This is a genomic window from Bacillus smithii (assembly GCF_001050115.1).
In the GTDB taxonomy this organism is placed as follows: domain Bacteria; phylum Bacillota; class Bacilli; order Bacillales; family DSM-4216; genus Bacillus_O; species Bacillus_O smithii.
Genome location: NZ_CP012024.1, coordinates 2,686,770 through 2,698,998, shown reverse-complemented (window position 1 = coordinate 2,698,998; position 12,229 = coordinate 2,686,770). Strand labels below are relative to the sequence as shown.

16 protein-coding genes are annotated in these 12,229 nt (G+C 41.0%); 8 read left to right on the top strand and 8 right to left on the bottom strand.

Annotation, left to right across the window (positions count from 1 at the left end; genetic code table 11):
- Window positions 1-84: 84 nt before the first annotated feature.
- Entirely contained in the window at window positions 85-1,077 is a 993-nt protein-coding gene (locus tag BSM4216_RS12710; protein WP_048624525.1) for a M23 family metallopeptidase, read from the bottom strand.
- Between the two features lie 186 nt (window positions 1,078-1,263).
- Here BSM4216_RS12710 and lipA point away from each other — a divergent pair, with 186 nt between their 5' ends.
- Window positions 1,264-2,214 carry a lipoyl synthase gene (gene lipA / locus BSM4216_RS12705; RefSeq protein ID WP_255287945.1) on the top strand — a complete coding sequence of 317 codons (951 nt, stop codon included), beginning with the start codon at window positions 1,264-1,266 and terminating at the stop codon, window positions 2,212-2,214.
- A gap of 282 nt (window positions 2,215-2,496) precedes the next feature.
- Here the strand turns inward: lipA and BSM4216_RS12700 are convergent, their stop codons facing one another.
- The gene (locus BSM4216_RS12700) at window positions 2,497-3,183 is read right to left on the bottom strand and encodes a YhcN/YlaJ family sporulation lipoprotein (RefSeq protein WP_048623925.1); all 687 of its coding nucleotides are present in this window, start codon (window positions 3,181-3,183) and stop codon (window positions 2,497-2,499) included.
- 137 nt (window positions 3,184-3,320) lie between these two features.
- Here BSM4216_RS12700 and BSM4216_RS12695 point away from each other — a divergent pair, with 137 nt between their 5' ends.
- The gene (locus tag BSM4216_RS12695; protein ID WP_048623924.1) at window positions 3,321-3,596 is read left to right on the top strand and encodes a YutD family protein; all 276 of its coding nucleotides are present in this window, start codon (window positions 3,321-3,323) and stop codon (window positions 3,594-3,596) included.
- Window positions 3,597-3,994: 398 nt separating this feature from the next.
- Here BSM4216_RS12695 and BSM4216_RS12690 read toward each other — a convergent pair whose 3' ends face one another.
- Together BSM4216_RS12690 and BSM4216_RS12685 are read right to left on the bottom strand one after the other, a co-directional pair.
- The gene (locus tag BSM4216_RS12690) at window positions 3,995-4,330 is read right to left on the bottom strand and encodes a hypothetical protein (protein ID WP_003352471.1); all 336 of its coding nucleotides are present in this window, start codon (window positions 4,328-4,330) and stop codon (window positions 3,995-3,997) included.
- Between the two features lie 61 nt (window positions 4,331-4,391).
- Entirely contained in the window at window positions 4,392-4,655 is a 264-nt protein-coding gene (locus tag BSM4216_RS12685) for a DUF3055 domain-containing protein (protein WP_003352470.1), read from the bottom strand.
- A 105-nt stretch (window positions 4,656-4,760) separates the two neighbouring features.
- Here BSM4216_RS12685 and hepT point away from each other — a divergent pair, with 105 nt between their 5' ends.
- The gene (gene hepT, locus BSM4216_RS12680) at window positions 4,761-5,201 is read left to right on the top strand and encodes a type VII toxin-antitoxin system HepT family RNase toxin (protein ID WP_003352469.1); all 441 of its coding nucleotides are present in this window, start codon (window positions 4,761-4,763) and stop codon (window positions 5,199-5,201) included.
- Window positions 5,202-5,264: 63 nt separating this feature from the next.
- Window positions 5,265-6,029 (top strand): TIGR01457 family HAD-type hydrolase, encoded by a 765-nt coding sequence (locus BSM4216_RS12675; RefSeq protein ID WP_048624523.1) that lies wholly within the window; start codon window positions 5,265-5,267, stop codon window positions 6,027-6,029.
- A 74-nt stretch (window positions 6,030-6,103) separates the two neighbouring features.
- On the opposite strand, the gene BSM4216_RS12670 is transcribed toward BSM4216_RS12675, so the two are convergent.
- Complete coding sequence (locus BSM4216_RS12670; protein ID WP_048623923.1) at window positions 6,104-6,619, bottom strand: phosphatidylglycerophosphatase A family protein; 516 nt, start codon at window positions 6,617-6,619, stop codon at window positions 6,104-6,106.
- Window positions 6,620-6,989: 370 nt separating this feature from the next.
- Between BSM4216_RS12670 and yutH the strand changes: the two genes are divergently transcribed.
- Window positions 6,990-7,997, top strand: a complete 1,008-nt coding sequence (gene yutH, locus BSM4216_RS12665; RefSeq protein ID WP_048623922.1) for a spore coat putative kinase YutH — start codon at window positions 6,990-6,992, stop codon at window positions 7,995-7,997.
- Window positions 7,998-8,250: 253 nt separating this feature from the next.
- Here yutH and BSM4216_RS12655 read toward each other — a convergent pair whose 3' ends face one another.
- Window positions 8,251-8,487 carry a NifU family protein gene (locus BSM4216_RS12655; protein ID WP_003352465.1) on the bottom strand — a complete coding sequence of 79 codons (237 nt, stop codon included), beginning with the start codon at window positions 8,485-8,487 and terminating at the stop codon, window positions 8,251-8,253.
- A gap of 133 nt (window positions 8,488-8,620) precedes the next feature.
- Here BSM4216_RS12655 and BSM4216_RS12650 point away from each other — a divergent pair, with 133 nt between their 5' ends.
- Window positions 8,621-8,944 carry a YuzD family protein gene (locus BSM4216_RS12650; protein ID WP_048623920.1) on the top strand — a complete coding sequence of 108 codons (324 nt, stop codon included), beginning with the start codon at window positions 8,621-8,623 and terminating at the stop codon, window positions 8,942-8,944.
- A 182-nt stretch (window positions 8,945-9,126) separates the two neighbouring features.
- On the opposite strand, the gene BSM4216_RS12645 is transcribed toward BSM4216_RS12650, so the two are convergent.
- Complete coding sequence (locus tag BSM4216_RS12645) at window positions 9,127-10,191, bottom strand: NAD(P)/FAD-dependent oxidoreductase (protein ID WP_048623919.1); 1,065 nt, start codon at window positions 10,189-10,191, stop codon at window positions 9,127-9,129.
- A 223-nt stretch (window positions 10,192-10,414) separates the two neighbouring features.
- Here BSM4216_RS12645 and BSM4216_RS12640 point away from each other — a divergent pair, with 223 nt between their 5' ends.
- Window positions 10,415-10,651 carry a YuzB family protein gene (locus BSM4216_RS12640; protein ID WP_003352462.1) on the top strand — a complete coding sequence of 79 codons (237 nt, stop codon included), beginning with the start codon at window positions 10,415-10,417 and terminating at the stop codon, window positions 10,649-10,651.
- Between the two features lie 132 nt (window positions 10,652-10,783).
- Here the strand turns inward: BSM4216_RS12640 and BSM4216_RS12635 are convergent, their stop codons facing one another.
- Complete coding sequence (locus BSM4216_RS12635; protein ID WP_048623918.1) at window positions 10,784-11,467, bottom strand: DUF2225 domain-containing protein; 684 nt, start codon at window positions 11,465-11,467, stop codon at window positions 10,784-10,786.
- A 338-nt stretch (window positions 11,468-11,805) separates the two neighbouring features.
- Here BSM4216_RS12635 and erpA point away from each other — a divergent pair, with 338 nt between their 5' ends.
- Window positions 11,806-12,168 carry an iron-sulfur cluster insertion protein ErpA gene (gene erpA / locus BSM4216_RS12630; RefSeq protein ID WP_003352460.1) on the top strand — a complete coding sequence of 121 codons (363 nt, stop codon included), beginning with the start codon at window positions 11,806-11,808 and terminating at the stop codon, window positions 12,166-12,168.
- Window positions 12,169-12,229 lie beyond the last annotated feature (61 nt).

Below are 12,229 nucleotides of genomic sequence, written 5' to 3'. Positions count from 1 at the left end.
ATCGGGAACGCCATGATATCTTTTTATGGTGCGCATATTTTAAGGAAGCTTTTTTGAACGGGATTTTTGAAGAAGGGGCAACGGTTAAGAGTTATTCTTTTTACGTTCTAATCGTTCCATTCGTTCCCATTGTTTTAAGTGAGGATACGGATCGAAAGAATAATCGGTCGTGCCCGTATCTTTATACATACCGTAATGAAGATGAGGTGGGAATTTTCCTGCCGTTCCCGGCGGACCGTATCCAGTGCTGCCGACTCCGCCAATGACCGTGCCGGGTTTTACGACTTTCCCAACTTTTAGATTTTTGGAAAAACCGCTTAAATGGGCAAAATAATGGTACGTATTATTGACATCGCGAATGCCGATTCTCCATCCGCCGTATCGATTCCATCCTTTCATCTCGACAATGCCGTAGCATGTAGAACGGACAGGAACACCATAATCAGCGAAAATATCGGTTCCTTCATGTATACGGCGGCCGCCCCATCCTCTTCTGTCTCCCCAAGTACTTTTATATGAATAATTGTAATTTAATGGAATCGGGAACGCTCTGTCATAAAGATCAAGACGATTGAAAACTTTGTAGATTTTAGCCTGTTCCATAATGATGCTTACCGCTTTATCTCTTTTATAATAAGCCCATAATGCGATGCGGATATTATCTTCATCGGTTCCGTACTTCAGAAAATGCTGGCCGATGGCTGCCAACAAATCTTCATCGTTGTTTCTGTCCGCCTTTCCATCACCATTTCCATCCACCCCATAGCCGTTAAAAAAGGCAATCGTTTTCGGATTGGTGTCTTCGCGATTCGGGTTTACCAAACCAGACCATTTTTCGGGGGGGATCCAAATCGAAATAGCTCCTTTAGGCTTAGGCAAGTCTTTTCGGAAGAGGCGTAAGTTTCGTTCATATTGGTCCAGCCCTGCATAGTAATACCAAGGAATGTTCGTTGCAGCTTGCATTTTTTTATATAACTCTATCCGTTGTTTGAAAATCTGCTTTTCCTTCATTGTCTGATTCTCTGCCGCCAAGGAATAAGAAGGGAAGAGGATCAGCAATAATAGCAGGAAAACCATTTTTTTCAAATGAAAGCCTCCCTTTCAAATAAAATAATCGATAACTATACTATTTGAAGAAAAAGGATTCTTTATGAGTTAAAATATTGGCAATCATGAATTCTGAATGCTTGTGTTTCCACTGGAAACTATGGTAAAGTGGCAACAAAGAGAGAAGTTTATTACATTGCCATTGTTTTCGGCTCTTTGGAAGCTACTAAAGAAATGGAGATGTTAAAAATGAGCAAAACGGAGGAATATTTAAGAAAACCCGATTGGTTAAAAATAAAACTAAATACAAACGAAAATTACAAAGGCTTAAAGAAAATGATGAGAGAGAAAAGCCTCCATACCGTCTGTGAAGAAGCGCGCTGTCCCAATATCCATGAATGTTGGGGAGTGAGAAGAACGGCAACATTCATGATTTTAGGGGAAGTATGTACGCGGGCTTGCCGGTTCTGTGCAGTCAAGACTGGTTTGCCGTCGGAACTTGACTGGCAAGAACCGGAACGGGTAGCTGATTCCGTTCAACAAATGAACTTAAAACATGTCGTTGTGACGATGGTGGCAAGAGATGATTTAAAAGATGGAGGAGCTGCCGTAATGGCGGAAACAGTACGCGCCATTCGCAGAAAAAATCCGTTTACAACTGTAGAAGTTCTGCCTTCTGATTTGGGCGGAGTGGAAGAAAATTTGAAAATTTTAATGGATTCCCGTCCAGATATTTTAAATCATAATGTGGAAACGGTGAAACGACTGACACCAAGAGTGCGGGCGCGGGCCACTTATGAACGGTCATTGGAGTTTTTGCGCCGTGCCAAAGAAATGCAGCCTGATATTCCGACAAAGTCGAGCATTATGATCGGACTTGGAGAAACAAAAGAAGAAATTATCGAAACGATGGATGATCTCAGGGCCAATCATGTGGATATTATGACGATCGGCCAATACTTGCAGCCGACGAAAAAGCATTTGCCTGTTAAAAAGTACTATCATCCGGATGAATTTGCGGAATTAAAAGAAATTGCTTTAAGCAAAGGTTTCAGCCACTGTGAAGCGGGACCGCTTGTTCGCTCTTCCTATCATGCGGATGAACAAGTCAACTTAGCTTCTAAAGCAAAAGAAATTATGGATCGGATTGAAGCGCAAAACGCCTAAAGTTTGAATTGATGACGAAATAGAAAATGTGAGTTCAGCGTAGTTTGCTGAACTCACTTTTTCCGCTAAATAAAACATGTTGAAATAAGGTGTCAGGGGGCATATAGCCGTCCAAACCAGAGCGAGTGAGAAAAACAAAAATAGCTGTATGGAAGTTTTTCCTTTCATCCGCTTTCAACTGATTCTGCCATTTTTTGGAGATTCAGATGATTCCCGCTAGACAGGATCCGTGCGAATGTCCTGTTGCCAGGAGAATGGATTCGCAAAACCGGATTTTCATGATCATTGATGTTTTCTTTTTTGTGCATGATTATCATCTTCGAGCGGGTCGTGAATGCGTTCGCCATTCGGATTTTCGCCGTCCACTATGGAGCGTCCTTGCGGTGAACGATCCAACATGAGGTTGATGGTCCGATTGATGTTTGTTTCAGAATTTCTCGTATTGGCATCCATGGAGGCAAGGTTTTCAACGTCTCTTCTCAAATTTGGATCGTCCGTGACATAAACATGGTACCAGCGAGGGACTACGCTCATGGCCGTTCTTTTCACTTGATCTGCCGTCTCAGAACGGGAAGTATGGGCGTTTTGCCGACGGTCATAGGCTACGAGCACTTCCTCATCTGTTACAAGCGTGGCGCAGTCTTTTACGTCCGGAAGTCCGACGCTCAGTCGGCTGATCGTATCAGCCACCTGCTCTCTGTCCATAGTGTACATGTCTCGATAAGAAATGGTTTTTCCTTGAATCGGGCTTTTTTGATGACGTACATAGCCAAATGCCTCATCACGGTCATCTGTCATGATATTGTATGGTTTTCGATTTTTATCAAAAAGATCTTGATCGTTATTGACATTGAGTGTGTTTCCGTTCCGGTCGTAAATTCCCGAACGATCGCGGTCAGCGGCTTCATTATTGCAGCCGGACAAAACCGCCAAACTTAATAAGCATCCTGCAAAGATGTTTTTTTTCATCTTTTTATCCCCCCTGGGCATAGGATAACCATCTTTTTTTAAATTCCCTTTAGTAATTTGTGGGGGATTCGTTATGTTATAATGGAACAAATAAATTTTTTGGCAGTGAGGAAAGGTTTCAGAATGAGGTGAAAAGCATGATTTGCGTCAATAATCATTGCTATGAAGTAATAGAGGATTACAAAAACGGCTTTCAAGAAGCGGCTTTTCGCCATCGCTATAGTGAGATATTAGGCAAGTATGATTATATTGTCGGTGATTGGGGATATGGCCAGCTGCGGCTGAAAGGCTTCTTTGATGATCAAAGCCAAAAGGCAACTTTTGATACGAAAATTAGCACTTTGAAAGAATATTTATATGAATACTGCAATTTTGGATGCGCTTATTTTGTCTTGAAAAAAGTAAAAAAATAAAACGGTTGCTGCCGTCCTTTTTTTGCTAATCGGCTGTACTTTTCAAATGCCTTTTTTAGAGGAAAAGTGATCCTGTGAAAAAGACTGCCCTTTTCAGCGGGAATTTTCTTTTATCCTCCTGGATGATAAGTTTAACTATCCATCCGTGTACCACGGATGGAAGTTTTATTTTGTCCCGCATGGCAGTAAGTCTCCTTCTCAAAAAAAGTCCAAGAAGGGTTCAACTGCCTCTGAATGCCCGATTGGTTCAACCAGGTAGTTGAACCTTATCCCGCATTAAGGGGCTGTAACCCCCACTTCAAGGGAAGAGAGACAAGAGCAGTCCGAGAACAGGGAACTGCCCCTAAAAGCCCGATTGGTTCCACTAACCCCTAGTGACCTTAAATGGTTAGTGGACCTTATCCCTCAGGATCTAAAGGGTCGGCGTTGCGGTTTGTAGTGTATGGCGGTTCTTCAGTGCGATCAGGGTCATCATGAGGAAGGTGGGCGTCGGGATATTGCCTTGGAAGCCCTTCGTGAAGCGATTTAAATTCATAATTGAACGCACTGTGATGCCGTTGGCCTTCTTCCCAAGGGGTCGATTTATTTTCAACAGGGGTATCTTGCCCTCTTGGAGATCCATAAGGTCCTTCCGGCACTTCTTCAGGTATTAGGAAATTTTTCATGGTTTCGACAACAGAAAAATCTGAATAGGCTTGATCTTCTTTGTCCACTTTTCCAACTCGACGAGACATGGCGGCACCTCCGTATTTGGTCTATACGGTTAGTATGGACGAAATCAGGGTGATCATTCGCTTAAATCATTTCATATAAAAGTTCACGGAGTTCTTGAGCATCTGCTTCACTAAGACGGTACACTTCTTCTAAATATCCGGGCTCTTCCAAATCATCCGTACCGATAATGGCAAAGCGGTTTCCGAGCAAATCCAGCACCAGTTTTTTTCCGTAGTATTTATCTGTTTGAATAATCGCTAGATCAAATCGCTGATTTTCTCCCATAAAACTGATATAGCGTATGTTTGTTTTTTCTGTTTCGTCATATAAAAAAAAGCGTTCCATTAACCAGATTCCTCCCCTTCAACTCAGTATTTTGATTTTACCATGAGACAGCGAAGTATGGTACAATGAAAGTGGCTGAGAAGAGATAAGGGCAGGTGTTGTACCGTGTACTTTGTAGATCGAAACAAAGTCGAAGACAGGCTGACGTATTTGGAAGTTCGTTTAAGCTTATTGGAAACACAGACTGACTGGAAGACAGGTATAGAAAAGGCCGCTTTAGAGCGTGTGGCGCATTCGATCATTGAAGCGGTCATTGATACCGGAAATGATATTATCGATGGATTTATTATGAGAGATCCGGGAAGTTATGACGATATTGTGGATATATTATTGGATGAAAAAGTGATAACAGAAGAATTGGCTGCCTCTTTAAAAGAGATCATCAGCCTCCGAAAAATGCTTGTTCAGGAATATACCACCATTGATCATCAGAAAGTGGACCAAGTATTCAAAAAAAATCTTGAATTATTAAAACAATTTCCAATCAAAGTTCGTTCGTATCTGAACAATGAATTAGGTCCGGTTTCTGCTTTTAAAAATCTATGATCAGCTCTTTCTTTATGGGAGCGTTTTTTTATGAATATGACTGACGATTTGGAAGGAGTTCATATGAAAGCATATAAGGGTTATTTAATAGACTTGGATGGAACGGTGTATAAAGGAACGGAAAAAATCGAAGCCGCCGGTGAATTCGTTCATCGATTGAAGAAAAAAAATATTCCTTATTTGTTTGTAACCAATAATTCATCTAGAACACCGGAACAGGTGGCAGCAAAATTGAGGGATTTTGATATTCCGGCCACCAAGGAGCAAGTCTATACGACAGCGATGGCGACTGCCAATTTTATGTATGAGAAAAAACCAGGTGCTTCTGTTTATGTGATTGGGGAAGAAGGACTCCGAGAGGCATTGACGGAAAAAGGATTTCGGTTTGTAGACGAGAATCCTGATTTCGTCGTAATCGGAATAGATAGATCGATCAACTACGAAAAATTGACTCTTGCCTGCCTTGGCGTCCGCAACGGGGCAACGTTTATTTCCACTAACAGCGATATTGCCCTTGTAACGGAGAGGGGTTTTCTTCCGGGCAACGGAGCACTAACATCCGTTATTTCTGTGTCGACTCAAACGGAACCTATTTTTATCGGGAAGCCGTCACCAATCATTATGGAACAAGCTCTTGAAGCATTAGGAACTTCCAAAGAAGAGACCATAATGGTGGGAGACAATTATGATACAGATATTCGTGCAGGTATTAATGCCGGTTTGGATACGCTCCTCGTCCATACTGGAGTTACTTTAAAAGAGCATTTGGAGCGTTATGAAGTAAAACCGACCTATACTGTTGATTCTCTTAGCGAGTGGGAAGTATGAAAACAAACAGCCGGGTTCTCCTTCGGACGTACAATGGGAAGGGGAGCCCGGCTGTCCGCTTTTTACACTACCTTTCATGAGTCAATCGTTTCATCGCCATTGCCGGCTCGGTGGGCAAGTCGGCTTGAAGCCGCCGCAGCAATGGCGCCGACAATGTCGTCTAAAAATGTGTTTACTTTTCCGGAAGACTTATCGTTTAAATATTCTAAAATACCCGGTTTGATTTTGTCGATATAGCCATAGTTTGTAAATCCTATCGAACCGTATACGTTTACGATGGAAAAAGCTAATATTTCATCGACTCCATATAGTCCTTCATCTGTTTGAATAATCGATTGTAATGGTTCTTCGAGCTTGCCTTGCTCTGCCAGAACATCTAATTGTATGCCTGTTAATATGGCGTTTTGAACTTCACGCTTTCCGAGAACAGCCTCTACATTTTGAATGCATTCTTCCAGCTGCAAATTGGGATGGTATTTTTTTTGTAAAAACAATACCAGTTTTGCGATATCCTCAATCGTTACTCCTCGTTTTGTCAGCCATTCGCGCGCCATTTTTTCTGTCATGTTTAATGCATCTCTTTTTTTCATTGTCATACCATCACCTTTTTTCTGTAATATTTGGAAAGTATATTCTTTGTCTTACGAGGTTGCTGTTTCTATTTTAATATACTCCATTAAAAAAGATGGAATATAAAGAATTCGATCGGTTTATTCATCTTTTGTAAGAAGACGAAAGAAATCAATCTTGAAAGTCCGTTTTCATTGATTTGCCAGATGAAAAGCGGGATCATAAATTCAATCAATAGACGCAATTATGGGAGCCAGATACATATATATTACTAGTATGTTCAAACTGCATGCTTTCAAAATTTTTTGTGGCTTATTTACACAGGTGAAACATGAAAGCTTTTGGCGCGGAAAGGAACGAAACGGGGCCAGTGGCTAAAGGAGGATGGAAATGGATTACTCTCAATTGTTAGAGCAATATTACGGCATCCAGACAGAAGCCCTCTATTCTAACCAACCCATCCGATATAAAGCAAAGGGTTATCTATATACTATTATAAATGCTACGAAATTGACACAAGAAATGCTCATCGAATTTCGCCAAATGTCTCTGCATCTTCAAAAGTTCGGTGAAAGAGGAGTATCTTCTTTTTGTTTGTCCAAAAACGGAAAATTTTTAGAAACGGTGGAAGGGCAGGACTTCATTGTTTTGCGTAATCCCGTTAAAAAAGGGAGAAGCTACAGCAACATGGGCAGAAAGCTAGCCAAATTTCATTACAGAGGCCGTTTTATCCAAGAAAAGATGGTTCAAACGAATCGAATGGGTACTTGGCGGTTTTTATGGGAAAAGAGGCTGGAGCAACTTGAAGGCTTTTATCACCGATTGCTTCAACAATCTCCAAGCGACCCGTTTGACATTTTATTCGTGGATATTTTCCCGTATTATATGGGAATGGCGGAAAATGCCATTCAGTATGTAGCCGATACAGAGTTGGATGAAGATCCAATGGAATCTGACGCGGGGACCATATGCCATGAACGTTTTCGACCGGATACTTGGGGAAAAACGGATATCATCAAAAATCCTTTTGATTGGGTTTTTGATCATGCGGCAAGGGATATTTCCGAGTGGATTCGATATCAATTTTGGCATCAACAAACGAGATATAAGGCGGAGATTAAACAATTTATAAAGGGGTATCAATCGATTCAGCCGTTGACGGTGTTTTCCTGGAGATTGATTTTTGCAAGGCTCATGTTTCCGCTTCACTTTTTTGAATGTGTAGAAGATTATTTTATGACGCCTTCTCCCCAAAGAAAAAAGGAACTGGAAGAACAATTAACACGATATATCCGAGATACCAAAGAATACGAACATTTTTTGGCTTCGTTTTATCAGCTGGCGGAAGTGCCTGTAAAAAGAATTCAAATTCCGGTGGTGCCGTGGCTCTTACGGTAACGAAAAAAACACTATGCCTAAAAAAGACCAACTTCCGGAATGTGAAAGTTGGTCTTTTTACTCTGCGTATTATTTTTGCTTTTGTGAAAACAATGGTGATGAAATCAATCAAGACTGCAATTCAAAAAAAAGCTGATTCAAGGAAAAGAATTTCTCCCTTCGGACATATGGATAAGGACAAGCGTTTTTTATGTCTTGTTCTGCTTAGTCAAGGGATCATCTTTCTCCTGATCAGCTTCAAATTCCATCGTTTTTAAAATACTTGTTCGACTTCCACGATTCCGGGGACTTCTTCCAACAAAGCACGTTCGATACCTGCTTTTAATGTAATAGTCGAGCTTGGACAACTGCCGCAGGCGCCCAATAACCGAAGCTTTACGATTCCATCTTCAACGTCCATCAATTGACAGTCGCCGCCGTCGCGAAGTAAAAACGGACGCAATTTATCCAACACTTCTTGCACTTGTTCTTTCATTGCCTGATCGGACATTTGTATCGACTCCTTTCCTACGTTTATTATAATGACTATCATGAAAAAAATCTATCGTCTTTGTTTCGTTTTTGAAAGATTTTGGATAAAATGAAGATGAGAAACGGACAAAGGTTTGGGTGGGGGGAGAGCGGTGCAGAAGCCGATTGAAATTGTCGTATATGGTGCAGAACAGATTTGTGCAAGCTGTGTTCATTTGCCTTCATCGAAAGATACGTTTGAGTGGTTGACGGCAGCTTTGGAAAGAAAGTTTCCACATCAGCCTTTCAAGATGACGTATGTGGATATTTATGATCCACCTGAAGACAAGGAGAAAAAAAGCTTCGCATCCCGAGTGATTGAGGAAGATCTTTTTTATCCTGTGGTGTTAGTTGAAGGAAAAATGGTCGGGGAAGGAAATCTGCGATTAAAAGTCATTTGCGAAGAAATGGAAAAATACGGATACAAAGCTCCATAAAACAATGAATGAGCTGAAAGAAAGCCGATCCACTTAAGGGGCCGGGAACCTCCTTCGTATTAAAAGATGCCCGAATATTTTCATTGCTGCAGTTACGGAGGGACGGCCTTTACAATACAAACTTTTGATTTTGAAAAGTCTGGTTTTCCCGGCCGTTCGTCTGTTAGCCGGGATTGTTTCGATTAACCGTTGTGATATTTGTACAGCCATAGAACCCCGGACTTTAAGAAACGGGCGACGCGGCCGGTAATGGCACGTTCGGCCAAGAAACCAAATCCTTCTTTTTTTCCTAAAGATCCCAAAATTCCTTTCAGTTTAATTTCAGGCATTTTTTCCGGAAGGGGTTCATTTTTCCAGCGTTTCAATAAGACTTGAACGATTTGCTCTGCTTGTTCTTCCGCCAATTGGGCGCTCGGTGCATAAGGAAGGCTTGCACAATCGCCTACTACATAAACATGTTCATTGTTCGGAATATTGTGGTATTGGGTTAACTTCACACGGCCGGAAGCATCTTTTTCCACATCCAATTGCCTGACCAGTCTGTTTGCTTGAATGCCGGCAGTCCAGACAATCGCATCACAAGCAATTTTTTCATCATGGTTGTATAATGTATTTGGCTCCACTTTCGTCACATTGGCGCCATTGATCACTTCTACTCCGTGTTCCGTAAACCAATTTTGTACATAGTTGCTCAATCGTTCAGGAAAAGTGGATAAAATTCTTGGTCCTCGATCAAATAATTTCACTTTTAAATCAGGACGGCTTTCTCGAAGTTCGCTTGCCAGTTCAATTCCGCTTAGACCTGCTCCCACGATGCCGACGGTTGAACCAGCGGGCATATTGTTTAAGCACTGATATGTATTTCTCGCTTTTTCAATCGACTGAATACTATGTGTGTACTCAGCCGCCCCCGGAACTCCATGATATTTGTCTTCGCACCCCAAACCTATTACCAGCTCATCGTACATAATCGGATCTTGTTCTCTCAAATGGATGGTTTTGTTCTCCAAATCGATTTCAGTAATTTCTGCAAAAACATGCGAAAGCTGTGGATGAGTAGGAAAGGGAACCCGTACATGCTGGTCGGAAGTTGTTCCGGCTGCCAAGGCATAATATTCAGTCTTTAAACAATGGTAGGGAACCTTGTCCACAAGTGTAACGGCGACATCCTCCGGAAGATTTGGCAACAGCCGGAGCAATATTCGCATATTCCCATATCCTCCGCCAAGTAAAACCAAGTTTCTCATAAAAAATTTCCCCTTTTGTTCTGCTAAGTCAGTTTTAAAACCCTTTCAATATGAAAAATGCAATAAGAAAAATTATCTATAAAAATACCCCATACAAGAGTATAACGAAAGTTCATGTTTTTCACAACAGCTTATTAAGGGGTTTCCATCATATGTCTATTGGCAAGATACATTTCTTTTCTGACCGGCGGAACAATAGTACAATCAATCCTGGGGTGATGATATGAATCCAATTATTGAATTCTGCGTCAGCAATTTAGCAAGCGGTGCGCAAAAAGCGCTTGAAATATTGGAAGAAGATCCTAATCTGGACATTGTCGAATATGGCTGTCTTAATTATTGCACTCTTTGTGGAGAATCCCTTTTCGCCCTTGTCAACGGCGATCCTGTAAGAGGGGACTCTCCGGAAGAGTTGGTGAAGAATATATATAAACATATCGAAGAAAACCCGATGTTTTAAAAGAGAGAGCTAAAGATGGGAGGCTTGGTGTGAAAAGGGGCGAGAGAAAACGGCAAAAATCATCGTACAAATAGAATATAGAGGCTGTTTAGAAAACAAATTTTGACAGAAGAACCGGGCTTTGCCGCCTTTCTATTCCATTGTTTGTCTGATCATTTGCCACTGATTTTTTGCCATTTCCAAAATCTTTGGTTCTGTAGCGAATTTTTGCCGTTCGATTACTTTGGAAAAATAAAAGGTCGCTTCTTTGTAGTGTCCCAGCCGTCTTTTTAATTCCCCGATCAAATATAAAAGTTTTATTTCAGACATTTTTGTTCGTGAAAAGTCTCCTTTTGAATAGGAATCTTCGTATTGTTTGACGGCCATTTCTAAAAAACGATTTTCTTCTTCTTGAATTTTCAAGAGACGGTATAACCAAGCCGTACGCAATGCCAGCCCGCCCGTTGTGATATTTTTTTCATGCTTTAAGGTGGCGCAATAATAAGCTAGTTTGTAGCTGTTAATCCCATCTTTTATGCTGCGGTGTTTGCCGTAGTCCTGGTACACCCAGCGCGAGCAAACTTTCTCTTTGATTTCATTTAAAACGGCCGGGGGGAAATATCGGGAAAATTCCTCTGTGTAAGAATAGCCGCAATGGGGGCACACGTTTACAAAGTAAATGATCGGGTTGATTTCAGAATCTTGATAGACAGGGGAAAAATCTGTATCATAAGAAGCCACTTTTATAAAGCGGGAACGTATTTTAGTGGTGGTGAAAATTTTTTTGCAAAGAGGGCATTCTTCAGTTTTTTCGTAAAATGGTGTGATTTCCGCCAAATTTGTTCACTTCCTGAGATGTTTTATTATTTTATTTGATAGGTCTTTTTCATTATACAAAAATTTTTAAAATAGGTCTTTATTCGTTGTAAAAAAATTTAAATAGGCCTTTTTTATTATGAGAATGTATTATCTGAATGGAAAATGAAAAGATGACCCCATAAACGGATTTTATTGTCAAATCATTCAGGGACTTATTCGTGTGTTTTCAAACGGATCTATTGAGGAAAAAAGAAAAACGGATTATACTACAAATAACATCGGAATCCGCTGTTTTTAATCGGGACGGTTTGTACTCCAAAAGAATGGAAATCCAATACAAAAGGAGGTTTTTTGTGATGGAGGGAGTCATTAGCCTTACGGAAGCTGCAGCTTTTCAAATAAAAGATATGATGAAAGAAAATGAAGAAGAAGGCGCTTTTTTGCGCGTGGCTGTCAGAGGCGGCGGCTGCAGCGGATTATCTTACGGAATGGGATTCGACCATGAAGCAAGTGAAGACGATATCCAATTTGAACAACATGGCATTCAAGTATTAGTGGATAAAGCAAGCGCACCGATCTTGCAAGGAACCAAAATTGATTATAAACAATCGTTAATGGGCGGGGGTTTCACAATCGATAATCCAAACGCTATTGCCACATGCGGTTGCGGTTCATCATTCCGTACGGCGCAAAACGTTGGAACGCCGGAAGAGTGCTAAGTTTTCCGGCACGTTTTGAAACGGCAACATAATCGGTAAGGGTTGTTAATTCCAGTAAAAA

What these genes read in the sequence shown, in the direction of transcription:
- BSM4216_RS12685 (WP_003352470.1), bottom strand. Translation starts at nt 4,655, where the DNA reads ATGGAACGCTTTTTTTTATATGACGAAACAGAAAAAACAAACATACGC.
- BSM4216_RS12695 (WP_048623924.1), top strand. Translation starts at nt 3,321, where the DNA reads ATGATTTGCGTCAATAATCATTGCTATGAAGTAATAGAGGATTACAAA.
- BSM4216_RS12675 (WP_048624523.1), top strand. Translation starts at nt 5,265, where the DNA reads ATGAAAGCATATAAGGGTTATTTAATAGACTTGGATGGAACGGTGTAT.
- BSM4216_RS12640 (WP_003352462.1), top strand. Translation starts at nt 10,415, where the DNA reads ATGAATCCAATTATTGAATTCTGCGTCAGCAATTTAGCAAGCGGTGCG.
- BSM4216_RS12645 (WP_048623919.1), bottom strand. Translation starts at nt 10,191, where the DNA reads ATGAGAAACTTGGTTTTACTTGGCGGAGGATATGGGAATATGCGAATA.
- BSM4216_RS12690 (WP_003352471.1), bottom strand. Translation starts at nt 4,330, where the DNA reads ATGTCTCGTCGAGTTGGAAAAGTGGACAAAGAAGATCAAGCCTATTCA.
- BSM4216_RS12700 (WP_048623925.1), bottom strand. Translation starts at nt 3,183, where the DNA reads ATGAAAAAAAACATCTTTGCAGGATGCTTATTAAGTTTGGCGGTTTTG.
- BSM4216_RS12670 (WP_048623923.1), bottom strand. Translation starts at nt 6,619, where the DNA reads ATGAAAAAAAGAGATGCATTAAACATGACAGAAAAAATGGCGCGCGAA.
- BSM4216_RS12710 (WP_048624525.1), bottom strand. Translation starts at nt 1,077, where the DNA reads ATGGTTTTCCTGCTATTATTGCTGATCCTCTTCCCTTCTTATTCCTTG.
- erpA (WP_003352460.1), top strand. Translation starts at nt 11,806, where the DNA reads ATGGAGGGAGTCATTAGCCTTACGGAAGCTGCAGCTTTTCAAATAAAA.
- BSM4216_RS12655 (WP_003352465.1), bottom strand. Translation starts at nt 8,487, where the DNA reads ATGTCCGATCAGGCAATGAAAGAACAAGTGCAAGAAGTGTTGGATAAA.
- yutH (WP_048623922.1), top strand. Translation starts at nt 6,990, where the DNA reads ATGGATTACTCTCAATTGTTAGAGCAATATTACGGCATCCAGACAGAA.